The organism is Butyrivibrio fibrisolvens, assembly GCF_037113525.1.
Classification (GTDB): Bacteria; Bacillota; Clostridia; order Lachnospirales; family Lachnospiraceae; genus Butyrivibrio; species Butyrivibrio fibrisolvens.
The window spans coordinates 3,181,973-3,199,304 of record NZ_CP146963.1 but is presented as its reverse complement, the minus strand read 5'-3'; the positions used below and the strand labels follow the sequence as shown (position 1 = coordinate 3,199,304).

General features: G+C 40.6%; 14 protein-coding genes. 9 read left to right on the top strand and 5 right to left on the bottom strand.

The features are described 5' to 3' along the window. Window positions 1–11: 11 nt before the first annotated feature. Window positions 12–1,385, bottom strand: a complete 1,374-nt coding sequence (locus WAA20_RS13290; RefSeq protein ID WP_073390010.1) for a citrate/2-methylcitrate synthase — start codon at window positions 1,383–1,385, stop codon at window positions 12–14. 484 nt (window positions 1,386–1,869) lie between these two features. Here WAA20_RS13290 and deoC point away from each other — a divergent pair, with 484 nt between their 5' ends. The 7 genes from deoC (at window position 1,870) to WAA20_RS13255 (ending at window position 11,272) form a co-directional block, all read left to right on the top strand. Continuing rightward, window positions 1,870–2,529 (top strand): deoxyribose-phosphate aldolase, encoded by a 660-nt coding sequence (gene deoC, locus WAA20_RS13285; protein WP_073390012.1) that lies wholly within the window; start codon window positions 1,870–1,872, stop codon window positions 2,527–2,529. Between the two features lie 79 nt (window positions 2,530–2,608). Continuing rightward, a complete protein-coding gene (locus WAA20_RS13280) occupies window positions 2,609–4,465 on the top strand; it encodes an aminopeptidase P family protein (protein ID WP_338801219.1) in 1,857 nt (618 codons plus the stop codon). A gap of 164 nt (window positions 4,466–4,629) precedes the next feature. Then, window positions 4,630–6,348: a zinc ribbon domain-containing protein gene (locus WAA20_RS13275; protein ID WP_073390015.1), complete on the top strand. Its 1,719-nt coding sequence runs from the start codon at window positions 4,630–4,632 to the stop codon at window positions 6,346–6,348. A 748-nt stretch (window positions 6,349–7,096) separates the two neighbouring features. Further along, window positions 7,097–8,773, top strand: a complete 1,677-nt coding sequence (locus WAA20_RS13270) for a DUF5722 domain-containing protein (protein ID WP_073390016.1) — start codon at window positions 7,097–7,099, stop codon at window positions 8,771–8,773. 228 nt (window positions 8,774–9,001) lie between these two features. After that, window positions 9,002–10,189 (top strand): TlpA disulfide reductase family protein, encoded by a 1,188-nt coding sequence (locus tag WAA20_RS13265; RefSeq protein ID WP_073390018.1) that lies wholly within the window; start codon window positions 9,002–9,004, stop codon window positions 10,187–10,189. 73 nt (window positions 10,190–10,262) lie between these two features. Beyond that, on the top strand, window positions 10,263–10,415 hold the full coding sequence (locus WAA20_RS13260; RefSeq protein WP_139263859.1) for a CD1871A family CXXC motif-containing protein: 153 nt from the start codon (window positions 10,263–10,265) through the stop codon (window positions 10,413–10,415). After that, window positions 10,415–11,272: a 4Fe-4S binding protein gene (locus tag WAA20_RS13255; RefSeq protein ID WP_073390020.1), complete on the top strand. Its 858-nt coding sequence runs from the start codon at window positions 10,415–10,417 to the stop codon at window positions 11,270–11,272. Before WAA20_RS13260 ends, WAA20_RS13255 begins: the two co-directional genes overlap by 1 nt. A 433-nt stretch (window positions 11,273–11,705) precedes the next feature. Here WAA20_RS13255 and WAA20_RS13250 read toward each other — a convergent pair whose 3' ends face one another. From WAA20_RS13250 to WAA20_RS13235, 4 genes are all read right to left on the bottom strand, one after another. Further along, a complete protein-coding gene (locus WAA20_RS13250; RefSeq protein WP_338801218.1) occupies window positions 11,706–12,398 on the bottom strand; it encodes an IS30 family transposase in 693 nt (230 codons plus the stop codon). After that, a complete protein-coding gene (locus WAA20_RS13245) occupies window positions 12,386–12,997 on the bottom strand; it encodes a helix-turn-helix domain-containing protein (protein ID WP_338801217.1) in 612 nt (203 codons plus the stop codon). Before WAA20_RS13245 ends, WAA20_RS13250 begins: the two co-directional genes overlap by 13 nt. 146 nt (window positions 12,998–13,143) lie before the next feature. Next, on the bottom strand, window positions 13,144–13,728 hold the full coding sequence (locus WAA20_RS13240) for a hypothetical protein (RefSeq protein WP_073390385.1): 585 nt from the start codon (window positions 13,726–13,728) through the stop codon (window positions 13,144–13,146). Between the two features lie 25 nt (window positions 13,729–13,753). Next, window positions 13,754–14,578, bottom strand: a complete 825-nt coding sequence (locus WAA20_RS13235; protein ID WP_073390383.1) for a zinc-ribbon domain-containing protein — start codon at window positions 14,576–14,578, stop codon at window positions 13,754–13,756. A gap of 176 nt (window positions 14,579–14,754) precedes the next feature. Here WAA20_RS13235 and WAA20_RS13230 point away from each other — a divergent pair, with 176 nt between their 5' ends. Together WAA20_RS13230 and WAA20_RS13225 are read left to right on the top strand one after the other, a co-directional pair. After that, window positions 14,755–15,987 carry a DUF4026 domain-containing protein gene (locus tag WAA20_RS13230; RefSeq protein ID WP_073390382.1) on the top strand — a complete coding sequence of 411 codons (1,233 nt, stop codon included), beginning with the start codon at window positions 14,755–14,757 and terminating at the stop codon, window positions 15,985–15,987. Between the two features lie 283 nt (window positions 15,988–16,270). After that, window positions 16,271–17,086, top strand: coding sequence for a helix-turn-helix transcriptional regulator (locus WAA20_RS13225; protein ID WP_073390380.1), 816 nt, complete (start codon window positions 16,271–16,273; stop codon window positions 17,084–17,086). Window positions 17,087–17,332 lie beyond the last annotated feature (246 nt).

Genomic DNA, 17,332 nt, shown 5'->3' with positions numbered 1-17,332 from the left:
TTTTTATGGTCTTATACACGCTTATTCATCGGAATATACGGCATATCCGGTCCAATCGCCTTATACGCAGGACGAATGATCTTACCATTATTTGCAAGCTCTTCCATACGGTGAGCGCTCCAACCTACGATACGCGCCATGGCGAAGATAGGAGTGTAGAGCTCGATCGGAAGACCCAGCATCTTGTAAACGAAACCTGAATAGAAATCGACGTTAACACTAACACCCTTATACATCTTTCTACGCTTGGAAATGATCTGAGGTGCCAGAGTAGCAACCTTATCATAAAGCGCGTACTCCTTGTCGAATCCCTTCTCATGAGCCATCTGCTCAACGAATCCCTTGAATACCTGAGCTCTCGGGTCAGACTTTGAATAGATAGCATGGCCTACACCGTAGATAAGACCAGCCTTGTCAAAGGCTTCACCAGCAAGGAGCTTTTCAAGATAAGCGCTGACTTCTTCATCGTCAGTCCAGTCCTTAAGATTATTCTCCATATCCTCGAACATCCTGATAACCTTGATGTTGGCACCGCCGTGACGAGGCCCCTTGAGGGAACCGATGGCAGCAGCCATTACAGAATAAGTATCAGTCAGTGATGATGAAAGAAGATGAGTCGTGAAGGATGAGTTGTTACCACCACCGTGCTCCATATGAAGGATCAGGCAGATATCAAGGATCCTCGCCTCAAGCTCCGTGTACTGACTGTCAGGACGCAGCAGATACAAGATGTTCTCCGCTGTTGAAAGGTCAGTTCTCGGCGGATGGATGAAGAGAGAATTCCCCTCATGATAGTGGTTGTAAGCCTGATAACCATATATAGCGAGCTCTGGGAAAAGAGCTATAAGTGACATACACTGCCTAAGTACATTAGGAAGTGAAGTGTCATCCGGATTGTCATCATAAGAATAAAGAGTAAGAACAGATCTTGAAAGCGTATTCATCATGTCCTTACTTGGCGCCTTCATGATAATATCGCGCACGAAACCTGTAGGAAGGCTTCTGTAGAAGAAAAGTGCTTCCTTAAAGTCATCCAGCTCCTTCTGATTTGGAAGCTGACCAAATAAAAGAAGATATGCAACTTCTTCAAACGCAAAGCGATTCTCTTGCGTACTTCCTTTAATAAGTTCCTTGACATTGATGCCACGATAGTAAAGTTCACCATCTTCAGGGAGTGTCTGTCCATCAACCTCCTTAGTAGCGGTGATCTTGGACACATGCGTAAGTCCTGTCAGAACACCCTTACCATTAAGGTCACGAAGTCCTCTTTTTACATCAAAACGAGTATAAAGCTCGGAATCGATAATGTCAGATTTGTGGCATAATTCTGCCAGCTGCTCGATCTGTGGGGTTACAATTGAATATACGTTTTTTTCTTCTGTCAATAGGCCGTCCTCCTTACTTGATGAATATTCTCACGAATATGATTGAGATAGTTTGAAAAAATCCAAACTCATTAGTCACACGTTCTACTCGTGACTTTTGGTAAAAAAATGAATTTGAGATAGATGCAATAAAATACATCAATAAACTGAACTGCTAATTAGAAAAGCAACTCAAATAATAGAAACATCTATATTTTACCACAAAAATCCGTATTTTTATGCAAATTTAAGAACTTTTTAGAAAAAATATCCAGATTTTTCAATGAAAACGGTTCCATAAAAAAGACTTTCGTATTTATAAAATAAAATGATTCCATAAAAAGTCTTTCCTATTAAAAAATGTAAAGTGATGTTATTAATTTTCCCATGTGTTATAATCTTATAGTTAATGGAGTTTTTTGGATCATATCTTCGTATGACCGCAATCTGTGCGGTTTATGATAAGGTCCTGAAACATATTTTAGTATCCTTGGAGGTGAAAATAATGGAAGATAAGGAAATACTTGGATATATTGATCACACACTTCTTAAAGCATTTGCAACATGGGATGAAATCGTAGCTCTTTGCGACGAAGCAGTTCGCTACGGCACAGCATCTGTATGTATCCCACAGTCTTTTATCAAGAGAGTACATGAGAAGTACGGCGACAAGCTTACAGTTTGTACAGTAATCGGCTTCCCTCTTGGCTACAACACAACACACTCAAAGGTTGTTGAAGCTCTTGATTCTATCGAGGCAGGCGCTACAGAGATCGATACAGTTGTTAATATCGGCGATGTTAAGGATGGCCGCTTTGATGAAGTTAAGAAGGAACTCATGGAGATCCGTAAGGCTACAGAAGGTCACTGCCTTAAGGTCATCATCGAGACATGCTACCTCACAGATGAAGAGAAGAAGAAGCTCTGCGAGATCGTAACAGAGGTTAAGGCTGATTTCATCAAGACTTCAACAGGTTTTGGTACAGCTGGCGCAACAGTTGAAGACGTTAAGCTCTTCGCTCAGAACATCGGACCTGATGTTAAGATCAAGGCAGCAGGCGGAATCAGAACTATCGAGGATGCTCACGCTATGATCGAAGCAGGCGCTTCAAGACTTGGATCATCCGCAGTAGCACCACTTATCGGCGCTAAATATGGTTTGTAATATTTAAAAATAAGTGCCATAAGCACTTTAGTGATACTATCAACAAATTAAATATTTGGTGACAGCAGAGCTGGTGTTTATGGCACTTGAAATTTATACATTGAAAGAAGGACCCAAAATGGAAAACGTGGCAGTCAAGAATCGTCTGTCCCTTCTTCGTGCCAAGATGGCGGAGTACGGAATAGACTACTACATGATGCCGACTTCGGATTTTCATAACTCCGAATATGCAGCAGACTTTTTTAAGGCAAGAGAGTATTTTACAGGCTTTACAGGATCTAACGGAACAGTAGTTATAAGCAAGGACTGGGCAGGTCTTTGGACTGACGGCCGTTATTTTATACAGGCAGAAAAAGAAATTGAAGGAACAGGCGTAACTCTTTACCGCATGGGTAATGAAGGCGTTCCTACTCTTAACGAGTATCTCAAGGACAACATGAAAGACGGACAGGTTCTTGGATTTGACGGAAGAGTAATCGCAACAGCAATAGGCCTTGGAATTGAAAAGGCTCTTAAGGACAAAAAAGTATCTTTTTCCTATGAAAGAGATCTGGCTGATGAAGTATGGACAGACCGTCCTGCACTTCCCTGCCATGAGATCTACAAGCTTAAGGAAGAGCTTTTTGGCAAGAGCTTCAAAGAAAAGCTTGCAGATGTTCGTAAGAAGATGGAAGAGTATAAATGCGACAGCCACCTTCTTAGTAAGCTTGATGACATCACATGGCTTACAAACCTTCGTGGCAACGACGTTGAGTGTAACCCTGTAGCTCTTTCATATGCATTCATCACACTTGATGAGTTCCACTTCTTCGTTCAGGAAGCTGAGCTCACAGATGAGATCAAGGCATATTGCAAGGACAATGACATTACAGTTCATGACTACCATGAAGTAATGGAATTCCTTAAGAATAGAAAATATACAGGTAATATACTTGTTGATAAGAACAATATCAACTATTCAACTTACAGAACACTTCTTGATGCGGCAGGCAAGGACAAGCTCGTGTATAACGACAATCCTACAGAGCTTATGAAGGCTATCAAGAATGACACTGAGATGAAAAATATACGAGAAGTATACATTCGCGACAGTGCTAAGCTTTGTGAGTTCATGTACTGGGTAAAGACTAACGTTGGCAAGATCCCTATGGATGAGTACAGCGCAGCTATGAAGCTTGATTCCATGCGTGCTGAGCTTCCGGGATTCATTGAACTTTCTTTCCCGACTATCAGTGCTTATGGTCCTAACGCAGCAATGATGCACTATGAAGCTACCAAAGAGGATCATGCAGAAGTTAAGCCTGAAGGAATGCTCCTTGTAGATTCAGGCGGAACATATGAAGGCGGAACTACAGACGTAACAAGAACTATCGTTGTAGGACCTATCTCAGATGAAGTTAAGAAGCACTATACAGGCACATGTCTTGGTATGCTTCACCTTGCAAATGCAAAGTTCCTTAAGGGATGCACAGGCAGAAACCTTGATATCCTTGCAAGACAGCCACTTTGGGCTATGGATATTGATTACAAGTGCGGTACAGGTCACGGAATCGGATATATGCTCAATGTTCATGAGGGACCTCATAACATTCGCTGGCAGTATCGCGAAGGTCTCAAGGAATATGAGCTTGTTCCAGGCATGATCGTATCTGATGAACCTGGTGTATACAAGGAAGGAAGCCACGGAATCCGTATTGAGAACATCATCGAAGTTGTAGAAGGCAACAAGAATGATGACGGTCAGTTCCTTGGATTTGAGCATCTTACATATGCACCTATCGATCTTGAGGCTATTGATACTCAGTATATGCAGCAGGGAGATATCGATCTTCTTAATGAATATCATAAGGCTGTATTTGAAAAGGTATCACCGCTTATCAAGGATCAGGCTATTGTTGACTGGCTCAAGGAGCAGACAAGACCTATCAGCAAGTGATCGAAAAATAATATTTCAGATGATAAATATATCAAATGATAAATATATCAAATGATAAAATATCAGATGATCAAGTAATTAAATAATGCAGGTGCCGAAAGTTCTTTTGACACCTGCATCATTATAAAAGAGGGTAGTAAAAAAGTTTTCGGAGGGAGATTAATATGATTTGTAATGTGTGTGGAAAAGAGTATCAGGATGGTAACGCATTCTGCCCTTATTGCGGATCACAGGCACAAGGCGCGCAGAATGGTAACCCGCAGATGCAGTACCAGGGCGGCCAGCAGTATGGCGGTATGCAGCAGGGTCAGGGCGGATACGGAATGCCGCAGCAAGGCCAGGGCGGATACGGAATGCCGCAGCAGGGACAAGGCGGTTATGGAATGCCGCAGGGACAGCCCCAGTTTGGAGGACAGGGATACGGACAGCCGATGTATGGCGGACCGGCACCTCAGCCACCTAAGAAAAAGAGCCACAAAGGTGTGATAATCGCTATTATTCTTGTTATCGTGCTTGCAGGTGGCGGCGTTGGCGGATACTTTGGATATAAATGGTATCGCAACAATTGTTTAGAGAATGCACTTGCCGACGGTGATGCGCAGTACAAAGACGGCAATTATGATAAAGCTATTTCTTATTATAAAGAAGCGCTTGAGTATGACGAAGAGAACAAGCAGGCCCTTGACGGAATCAAGAAGTCAGAGCTTGGTAATGCTCTTGCTGATGCCAAGGAGCTTACAGATAAAGGATCATTCGATGAAGCTATAGCTGCATACGACAAGATCCTTGAAGATTATCCTGACAATGAAGATGCCAAGAACGGTAAGTCTGATGCTAAGAAGGCTAAACTTGAAGCACAGATCGCAGCTGATCTTGAAACAGCAAACGGATATCTTGATTCAGGTGACTATGAAAATGCTATAACTGCATTTGAGACAGTTCTTGCAGAAGACAGCGGCAATGCAGAAGCTACAGAAGGCATCATCACTGCTTATAACGCTATCATTGATGCAGATATCGCAAACGAAGATTATGAAACAGCTATGGAAGATGCTCAGAGAGCACTTAGTGCAACAGGAGATGACAGCTTCCAGGCAAGAATGGATGATGAGATATCACCAAAGCTCATTCCTGATGTAGATGATGCAATGGAAGCAGCAGAAGAATACCTTGCAGATTCAACTGATGTAAGCGTAACAATTTCAAATACTTATGAATTCTCAATGTCAGTTGAATCAAGTGATTCTTATGATTTTACCGGAGAGATCGAAGCTGAGTTTAAAGGCACATATGATAATCATGACGCTGATCAGATCTATGTAACTTCCGAGTATTCTATAAAAGATGATACCGGTACAAGCCTTATAAATGATCATGATCTTGATTTCTTCTATGAAGATAGCGAGTACTATTCTCAGTATGATGGAGATGACTGGGAAGCAGATGGTTCTGATAGCAACTTTGCATATTATGGAATCCATTTACCTAACAGCATCGTATTTGATCTTGGTTATATTTCTAACTGCGAGATAGATGATACAACTTATGAGATTGATGGCAGACAGTGCTTTAAGATCACAGGAAAATATTCATCAGGTGATGCTGAAGAACTTGCTGAATTTGCTCAGTATTACTATGGTATAGGTGTTGGTGATGATGTAACTAAAGTAAGTGCAACAGTAACACTTTACATTGATGCTGAAACATATGCTCCTGTTCGTAAGGAAGTAGAACTTGATGCACTTGATATGTCTCATGTTGCTTCAGACCTTAAGGAGGCATGGGAGACAGATGATATCGAGATTTCAGATGCAACATGTAAGTATGTTATCACCTATGATTCATACGATGAACTCGGAGATTTAACACCTTCAGATTTCTAAATTATCATAATAACGGTTGCGAATCTAAATTTTCAGAAATTTTATGAAAATGTAGTTGCAATTTGAAGGAACTATTATATAATGAAGGTAGAAGAACTCGAAAGAGTTCGCCTGAGATGTTCGACACTCCTGTCAGTTTTTGAACCTACAGTTACTTTAAACGGGAATCCTATATCTCCTCATCTTCAATGTCACGCCTCCGGCCCTGCGCATGCGCAGACAAGCTAAGGGAGAGGAAGGCAGCGACTGAGGCTGCGGTAACCCACCTGGCGTTCGCTAGGAGTCAAAAAGCAGGAAACGACATCACCGGGTACAACTAGAAGACAATGCCGGCGGCAACTTACGTTTGTCGTCGGCAACTTTTTTATTAATGGCGAAAATTCGCGGGAATAATGTTGTCGCATGCGTGGAAGATTCCTGAGGATGGCAGCCTATAAATGATTTTGGGGTCGTGAAAATTATATACAATTCAAGGCATGATATCTGAAATGATATATTCCGGGATTCATAAACTCGCTTCGCTCAAACAGATGAATCCCAAGCAGAATATATCATTTCATCTATCAAGCTCTTGAATTTAATATAGTTTTCAAAGACCCCAAAATCATTTATAGGCTGCCATCCTCAGGAATCTTCGAGGTATTGGAGAAGTTTTATAAGTGCGAAGTTTCAAGTCAATTAATTGAAAAAAGGGCCTCTGAGTGATATAGTTAAAGGAGTGTAAAAAAACTATTACTGGAGGATATTGATGAATAAGAAAAGCAGGAATACTATTATTGGGTCTGCTATAGTTGTCGTTATGGCAATTCTTGCAGCTATCGTCGTTTCTGGTGTTTCTTTTTGGAACGGATCTATGAATTCTGAAGCAGCAGGAAGACCTGTAACAATTGACTCAGTTACAATTCAAGGGACTGATGTTGTAGCTCAGGTATCATGCAAATCTATTCCATCAAGTGATGATGGAAATTTTTATCTTTTTGGAGATGAAGTTTATGAAGATGGAGCTCAGGGAAAAGTAGTAGCAACTGCTAAGACTTCAAAGAGCGCAACATTTACTTTTTCTCTCAATCTTAACACAGAGGATTCTAATCTCAGCCGTAAATTCCTTGTAGCAGTTAAACAGGGCGGAAGCTATGTACAGGTAAGTGATGAGCATTACATTACTAATCCTGAAGCTGTTGCAACATTCACATCTATACGTAATGATCATGGTATCAAGGGTCTTCTTGCAGATCTTGAGATGGAAGATACATACGAGCTTTCAGAGCTTGGTCTTCAGCAGGTTATCTATAACTTTGATCTTGGTACAGTATGTGGTCTTACAGATGATCCTGCATACCCGACTATCGAGTATACATATGATGGAACAACATATTATTTCAATGGTCATACAGTAACAAGTTATGACACACTTATTTCTCAGTGGAATAATATGGGTCTTCAGGTTACTATGGTAATCCTTAATTCAGATGATGTTCAGTCACCTTATACAGCTGATCTGATGCATCCGGATTCAAGAGATGGACATGAGTGCCCTGGATATGCTTTCAATACAGCTGAAGAGGGTGGTACTAAGCACCTTAAGGCTATCGCAGCATTCCTTGGCGAGAGATATTCCGGAATGACAGGACATGGCCAGGTTGATAACTGGTGTATCGGTAACGAAGTAAATGCAAGAACTGAGTGGTATTACCTTCAGTCTGATGATCTTGATACTAACGTTAATGCTTATGTTAAGGCATTCCGTATTTTCTACAATGGTATCAAGTCCATGAACGGCAGTGCTAATATCTACAATTCGATCGATCAGGAGTGGAATCGTAAGTCTAATCCTGGATGTTTCCTTAGTAAGGCATATCTTGATACATTCAATTACTACATGAACAGAGAAGGTAACATTAACTGGGGACTTTCATTCCATCCTTATAACTCACCACTTTTTGATCCATATGCATGGAAGGGACAGTCACAGTATGTAAGCAGAAACATTAAGACACCTTACATCACAATGCAGAATATCGATGTTCTTATCGATTATATGCACCAGGCTGATTTCCTTGCACCTGACGGAAGCGTACGTAGTATCTCACTTGCAGAGCAGGGCTATACTTCAAGCTTCGGTGAAGATTATCAGAGCGCTTCACTTGTATACAGCTATCTGATGGCAGCATCTTATCCTGATATCGATGCATTCCTTCTATTCAGACAGACAGATAATGCTCACGAAATGGAGTCTAATCTTGCACTTGGTCTTAACAATCTTGATGGATCACATAAGCCTGCATACTATTACTATCAGGCAATGGGAGCAGCTAATCAGCAGGAATATATAGATAAGGCATCAGCTATTATTGGAATGGATGTTAAGTATCTGGTAGATAACAGAATTCTTCTTACAAGAAGCGGCTGGTCGCTGGACAGCTAAAAAAATAAGCGCATGTAAATTTAAGGCTATCTGTACCATACAAATGGTATAGATAGCCTTTTTCTATGCCCTGCGGCAGTTATCCTGGGGTGTAGTAGAATATATAAGTTTCTATTTTTAATGTTGAATTAAGCAAAGATAGATATAGTAAAAATATATTTTGAACCCTTAGGGATTCAATGATATAGTATTTAGAATAAAAGTATATATTAAGAAAGGATTTGAATTATGAAGAAAAGATCACTGGCGTTATTACTTACTGGACTTATGATTACAGGCACCTTGGCTGGCTGTGGTGATAATTCCAATAATGAATCCGAAAGCGATAAGACAAATACTGAAAAGACAGATGAGGAAAAAGAGACTGAAGAAACATCTGATACAGCTGATGCAGGCGATTCAAAAGATGCTGATACAGAAGATACCAAAATATCTGATTCAGAGCTTCCACAGTGGGCGTATGGAGAATTTGAGGCTGTGCCTGTTGACGGTGTACTCGATCTGTCAGGCTTTGGTATGACGATAGAACTTCCTGATGAACTTAAGGACAAGCAGGACCGAATCGCAGTAGACGGACAGGTAACTAATGATTTTGGCTATGCATCTATATATATGACAGATCCGGATGATCCTGATAATAATATGCTTGAGATCGCTTATATTGTTGCAGATGTAGAGCAGTATACTCCTGAAGATTATGAGAGTGAAGATTATGGCCTTACTAAGGACATGGTCGCTGATCTTGGCGAGAATTGCGGATTCTATTATTTGGCGATCAAAGAAGATGACTGGTATGATAATGATCCGACATACATAGATCAGGTCTACTGTGCTGAAGTAAGCGATGAGACTAAGGAAGAGTATCTCGAGTTTTTGTCATATTCATCTGAGATCATCGACAATATTACTTTTGTAGATTTCCAGCTTCCGGAAGGTCTTAGTGCAGATGATTTTGATAATGAGGCACTACTTTCCTTTGAACTTACAGATCTTGAGGGAAATGAGGTTGTAGTTGGTGATTATATTACAGGCAACACTGTTACTATGATCAACTACTGGGGCACATTCTGCGGACCATGCATCAATGAGATGCCTGAACTTGCTGAGCTGGAAAAAGAGTATAAGGATAAAGGCTTTGAGATCCTTGGCATGACTTGTGATGTATATGATGGCGCAGGCGGCTATGACGAAGATATTCTGCTTGATGCGATCGATATCGTTGAAGATACAGGTGTTGAGTATCCTGTATTCGTTGCAACTCCAGAACTTTTAGATTATGCTCTTCTGGATGCATATCCTACAACTGTATTTGTAGATTCTGAGGGAAATCTTCTTATGAGCCCTATCGTTGGTTCACACACCAAGGAAGAGTGGGAAGAGTATATCGCGCAGGCATTTGAGGCAGCAGGCCAGTAAGGCGCATTGATATGGCTTTTCAAGCTTCGTATATATTTTTTGTCAAAAGGAATTTTGAGGAGATAATAGTTCGATGAAGTCAAAGAGAAAAGTTCCGATATGGGTAACTATAATACTGCTGATAGCTGCTATATCTTCATGCATATATGGAGCGAATAGGGGCGAGATGAAAACAGTATATCGCAAGGCGGTAAATATTTGCATGGAATGTATAGGTATAGGTTGATGGCAGATAAATTAAAAAAGCACGGAATAATCAGAAAATGCGTGCAGGCAGGCTGGGGGCTGATATCCAACAGTTATATCCCCGGATTTATAAAAGGAACTATATATGAGGGGCCGCTTAAGAGATTCTGCGTACCGGGCATGAACTGCTATTCATGTCCGGGAGCGCTAGGGGCGTGCCCGATCGGAGCGATGCAGTCCGTATTTGATGCAAGGAGAAGGAAGTTTGCTTTCTATGTAGTAGGATTCCTTGCAACTATAGGGCTTCTTGTAGGAAGATTCATCTGCGGATGGCTGTGTCTGTTTGGACTTATAGAAGAGCTTCTTTATAAGATCCCGACACCCAAGATCAAAGTGCCGCAGAAAATAGACAGAGTTCTTAGATATCTTAAATATATAGTTCTTATAGTATTGGTATTTGCACTTCCTTTTTTCTATAGGAGCAGCGTAGGGGCAGGAGATCCATTCTTTTGTAAGTACGTATGCCCTGTAGGAACATTGGAAGGTGGCATTCCACTGGTGCTTTTGAGCGAAGGCATGAGAGCAGCTGCAGGAGCACTCTTTAGATGGAAGTTCGCACTACTTATAATATGCGTACTGTCCTCGATTTTCATCTACAGACCATTTTGTAAGTATGTATGCCCGCTTGGCGCATTCTACGCACTATTTCAGAAGATAAGCATCTTAAGACTTCATATCGATGAAGACAAGTGCGTTAGCTGCGGCGCTTGTGCAAGACAGTGCAAGATGAATGTGGATCCTGTTAAAAACCCCAACAGCTCAGAGTGTATACGCTGTGGTGAATGCGTTAAGGCATGTCCTAAAGGGGCACTTTCGTTTTGCAATAGAAAAAAATGAGGTGCAGGAGAATAGATAAAAATAAAAAAAGAGTTTTATAAGGCGTTTTCAGGAAAAAATTCCCGAAACGTCTTATAAAACTCCAAAAATCCATTTTTATCTGATGATCGACGGCTCCCCGCTGAATTGGAATCCGAGGTTCCAGTTTGCAAAAGTTAATTCCGTTTTACTAGAATACTCGCAAGAGTAAATTCCAGTAAAACTATATAGTTCCTGATTTTTAGGAAATTAGTATTGCAAAGTTGATTATTATTGGAATTTACAATTCCAAACACATTGTTTTGACTCATAAAAGCTGTTATGCTTTTTTCGAGATAAATATCTATGAAAAAGTACGCACACTAATCGGAGGTCGAATTAAGCTTCCTTTTTCGCAAGATTAAATTCCACCCCTCTGAGAATCGGTATGTGTTCCGAATGGCGTAAGCTATTTTTACTTTTTCAGCAACAGAGGTGTGAGATTTATCTCGTTAGCAGGAATGAGCTTGATGTTAAGGGTATCAAGTACATTCTCACCGTGAAGGAAGCTGAACAGCTGATGTGAGGATTGGTTGTTCAGCTTTTTTCTATTGTATGAATTTATGTGACTCATCATAAGATAAATGTCATCTTGACACAGGTTATCAAACGATGTGCCTTTAGGAAGAACGCGACGTATCATCTCATGAGTTACTTCGCAACCTCCCTTCTGATTAGATCGTTGTGGATCACAATAGAAAATGCGGGTTCTACGTTCATTATTGTCATTAAACTCTATGGCAAGCGGATCAGTGAATTCGCTACCACGATCTGTAAGTATGACAGGAAAAAGCTGTGTGAATACATCATGACCAAGCTTTTCATAAAGGTCATTAAATATGCACTTTACAGATTTTGCAGTATTAGCATCTCGTATAAAGGCAAGCATCAAACTACTGTCCCTAAAATATATAGTCAGTAATACTTTTCCGCCTTTGCGACCTTCTACTGAATCCATTTCAACAACAGCTGTATCTGGATTAGCTGAAAGAAATGCTTCAAAATCTTCATATGTGCGTCCTATGTGGCACTGCTTGTCTACTCTGACAGGTTTTTTATGAGAACGAACACGGTAACGAACTTTTCGAGGAAGATCTATGTTGTCCACAGATAGGAGACCGGCATCAATGTAGTTATAGATGGTCTTTCATCAAGCATTATGTCATCTCCATTATTGACACAGATCATGTGTATTGACTGACCTTGCTTAACAAGTGGCGAAATGATCGCATCAATTCGTTTCAATTCAGTTGGTGTTATTGCGATTCCCTGCCGGCTTTCAGACCTTTGGGATTCATACTCTTGTTGAGCAGCCTTTGCTACATACAGGTGTCGTTCAAGCTTGCATCGATGGCGGGTATCGCAGCCGTTACATACATATGGAGGTTTATTTAATTTGCGACATGTAAGTTCCACAAAATCAGGGCAATGCTCAAAGCAGTTTCTGAAAGAGCACCTCCTGCAAATGCCATGATGCGGATTTTTGCATGGCTTGCATGCCTGCCCTATTAGTGAACAATTAGCGCGTTTGGCACATGGGTTGTAACTACCACTTCGGGAATACTGTATATGGTTCTTTATTTCCTTTGCTATAGTGGAGGGATCTTTTCCTAGTTCTCTTCCTATATCAGTAAAGGAATCTCCCTCTCGGAGGGATACTTCGATAGTAGATCTGTCATCAAGAGTTAGATGTGCGTTTTTAGCCATGGTTAATTCTCCTTGGTATACGCCATCCGGACTCTGGTGCTGAACTATAAATATATCACACCGGAATGTTTGCAAGACTTATTTCCGGTAGCAACTTTGCAACACTAAGTTCCAGTTTTTGGCTGAATGAACTGGAATTTAAGTTTTCAATTCAGCATCGACGGCTCCCCTGCATACGGAACCGGACCACCCTTTGATTTATCATAAATAGCAATCGCATCAGCGATGTAGTCATACAGGTCGTCGTAAACATAAGCAAAGAGCATAGGATTTACCGTATCATCAGAAATTTGGCCATGGTTGTAAGAATATGCGTATTTACCTCTGCTCTTAATGATATTTAGGCAGCCATCAAGCTTTGATTTTACAGCATCGTCAAATATCCCGGATTCCAAAAGGGTCTTTCTGATAAAATCACAAAAGAACTCAAAATCATCATCCCAGTTGATATTTCCATTATCCTGAGCTTCGCCACGTAAAGCCTCTAATTGTCTCAGAAGCTCACCCTGAACACAGTTTGACTGGCCGCTTTTAGGAACATAGTCATGCCAGATCTTCTTGCATGCTTCTAGATGAGTCATTTTATAACCACGTATGCCAAGCTTATCAACTCCGTCATACATAGTATCAAAATCAATCAGATCTTCTTTCTTTGAACTGTCTTTCTTGGGTTGTGAAAAGGCTTTTGCAAGCCATGAAAAGTCTTTTATCAATTGAGAAAAAAATGCCATAATATGCTCCGATCCTCAGATCCTTTTACTTCTCAAAAGAAGTATCTCCAAGAACAATCTCATCTACATCTACATCTTCAATCACGCTTGTAAAGTATGTGTGGTAGAATTCTGAATTTTCAAAATCGAAGCTATAGAAATTGATCCATACTTCGTCGCCTTTTTTGAAACAGTTGTAAGGGACAGTAACTTCGTCGCCGTCGTTATCGAAGGTTAATTCACCATCTTCGAAAGTGATAGTGATATCGTCATCATCTTCGCATGTATATTCACCGCTTGGTCCTGCCTTGTAGTTCTCGGCATTATAGTAAGTTCCGCCGCCGATCTTTAAGGTCTTATTTTTCTTGTCATATTCAATTTTTACAGGATCCTCTCTGTGCTCCTTGATGCTTTCGATCTTATCCTCAATTTCATCATCGTCCATATGTAAATAATCTTCGCAATAATCAATGCATGCATCGGACAGCTCGAGAGTATCCAGATCATAGATAAGCTTATCGTTCTTGATCTTGTAATTTACAGTAAATTCAGTACCTAAACAGTAGAATGTGACCTCATTGCCACTGAATGTATAGGTGAAGTAACCATCAGTGTATCTGCCGTCAAGCTTGATTCCGCCAAAGAGTGCTTTGAAGATTAAGATAACCGCAATAACAGCAACGGCACAAGTGGCGATGATACCGATAGTCTTGTTATCAAGGCTCTTAAGGAAACTTATAGCCTGTGTGCCGGCATTCTGAGATGCATTAGCTACCTTTGGCATAGCCTCTTTGTTTTCCATTTTGTTGCCGCACTTAGGGCATACGGCAGCCCCGTCAGGAACCTGAGCTCCACATTTTCCACAAAACATTTAATAATCCTCCAATATTACATTTAAATTTGGGCCTTGAATACTATAGCACATTTGGAATCATTTTGGAAAAAATGTAGCTAAACTTGCCACCCTGCCGCCACAATGCTATCATCTGTAATTGTCTAAACAACATTCAAACACAGGCATTATAAGAAAGACAGGAGAGAAAAAGTATGAAAGAAATTTCCAACATGATCATTATCCCAAGGGACGAAGAGAGCGTAGTTGATGCGGAGATCTTCATGAATAACCTTGAGGCGGATGAAAGTATACAGGTGACGGGGACACGTTATGAGGAAGAAGATGGGCTGTATATAAAATTAAACGTTGAAGACAGAGAGTACCTGATACTTGTTTATCCAAGGAAAGTAGAGATTCCGCCGTTCATGAGACTGGGGCACCATTTTACAGAAGAGGAGCTTGAAAGGATACAGGCAGTAAAGAGCGGCCTTTCCGTCAAGATGGACTTTAATGAGAATTATCAGGTATGCTTCCATGACCAGATCAGGATCGTAAATGCCTTGATTCCTGACATGCTTGCAGTCATGGATGTTCCATCTGAAAAAATACTCTCAGGAGACTGGATCAGACTTGCGGCTAAATCAAAGGTTAGTCCCGCGCCCAGATATCTTTTTACAGTGCAGGCAGTAAGTGGGGAGGGCGGTGAAGTATGGCTTCATACGCATGGACTTAAAAGATGCGGAATGTATGAGCTTGAAATGCTCTATTCTGACGAAGAGATGTACAATAACCACTACAGGATCATTGAGAACATGGCATACCGCATGATCGAGTCGGAGAGGCCGATAGAGCCTGGAGATCCAGTTTATATCGGCAGAGTCGGAGATTATACACTTATGACGACTGCGGTTGACTGGAGAGAGGCGATAGGTTTTTTCCCAGAAGGAGCTATGGGGGGAGAGGATGACAGGGACGAGTACCATTCGGAGGATACCTATGTGATGATGTGCTACCTCACCCCAGATGATCTTGATAACAAGAAATATACGCCAATCCAGGCTTTTGATGATGAAATCAAAGACAATCCGATGTATTATTTCTCAACTCAGGAGACAGACAGGATGAGCAGGCTGGCCAGGGAGCGCATTGATTATCTGAAAAAAGGCTTTGAGCTTGAGGACAGCCTTGCCACAGTCAAGATCGGTCTTGTTATGGACAAAGAGCACTGGGACGGCGATGATCCGATGCAGAACAGAGAGCACATCTGGTTTGAAGTCAAGGATATAAAAGACGACTGCCTTGTGGCCGAGCTGTCACAGGATCCATATTATATTGCTGGGATAAAAAAGGGTGATGTTAGAACATATTCTTTTGACCAGATCACGGATTGGTCGGTCTATACCAAAGAAAAATGTATCGGGCCGGATGATGCTTATCTATTGTAATCACCTTGTTTTGATAAGTACAAAAAGAGCATAAGTGAATTAAAAAGGCTTCTGTTATGATAACAAAAATATCATATCAGAAGCCTTGATTTTCTTAGAGCAATAAAACTGTTAAAAATAATAAACAGTCTTGCTTGCTATGTTTAGATTGAATAATATTCTTATTATGGTAAAATAGATATAAGTAGCGTAAATACAAGAAAACTGATGACATAACCAGCTACATTTTGATGTATAAAAATATTTAACACATCCTTGGCAAATCTTAGAAATGAGGATTACTATGAACCGAAATAAAAATCATGAACTGGCTGATGTTATCAGACTTGCGAGAGGCGACAGAAGTTTAAGAGACTATGCCGAAGTGGCGGGCGTTAGCTACATGACCATTTATAAAGCGGAGCAGGGCGATTATGTTCCTAGTCCTAAAATAATTAAAAAGTTAACTTCCGGCTCAGCTGATCCGCAGAATGGCGTTACTTACGAAGATATGATGATCACCGCAGAATACCAGGATAGTGAAACACTGACTCAAAAAGCCAGCATATTGGCAGAAAAAATGGTGGAAGAGTCATCTTCAAGACATTCTGACATCATAAATGTTTCAAAGAATTATAAAGGGCTAAAAGACGTTGAATCTACCAGAAGAATGGAACTTCTGGATCAAGAAAGGCGTATAACAGGAATCCTTCTTACAGCCATGATGTCTCAGAACATACGCTTTAATAATAACGTAGATCTGGAAAGATTTAACGGTTCAAAGGCTCCAAATGTAATCCTTAATATTGAAAAGAGCAGAATAAAACAATGGTGGTTTGATATAAGATGTGTCACAGGAAGCAGCAGTTTCAGACCATTAGATATACAGCTTGCATTGGCTAATGTATTAGAATACAAGACTTCTAAGGAGATAAAAGGCTCTATAGTTGTAAATGATCGGTATGCATATGATTATCTGGCAGGGCGTGCTTATAAGATAGCATACAGAGGTGAATTGTCTGTAATATTAGTTGATTATGACTGCCAAAAAGTGATAGATGAATGCTATCTTGCAAACTATAACGAAGGAGATCATAGCGCAGAAGTATATTTGAGATAAAGGAGTGATGCCGTTTTGAAAGAACAAGGCATTGGAAAATAAAAAGAGAGACGTTCTGCAAAACGTCCCTCTTTGAAATGAATCAGATGCTGCACATCTGACCTGTATGAAGTATTTAACTCTGGCCGAGCTAACTTCATATCCTAAGATATCATTAACGGTTGCTTTATGCAATAACTCTGTATTGTCTTGATTCATTTCGAATTTTTTCCAATCAATTACAAGGGGAATGCCAGATTATTGGAC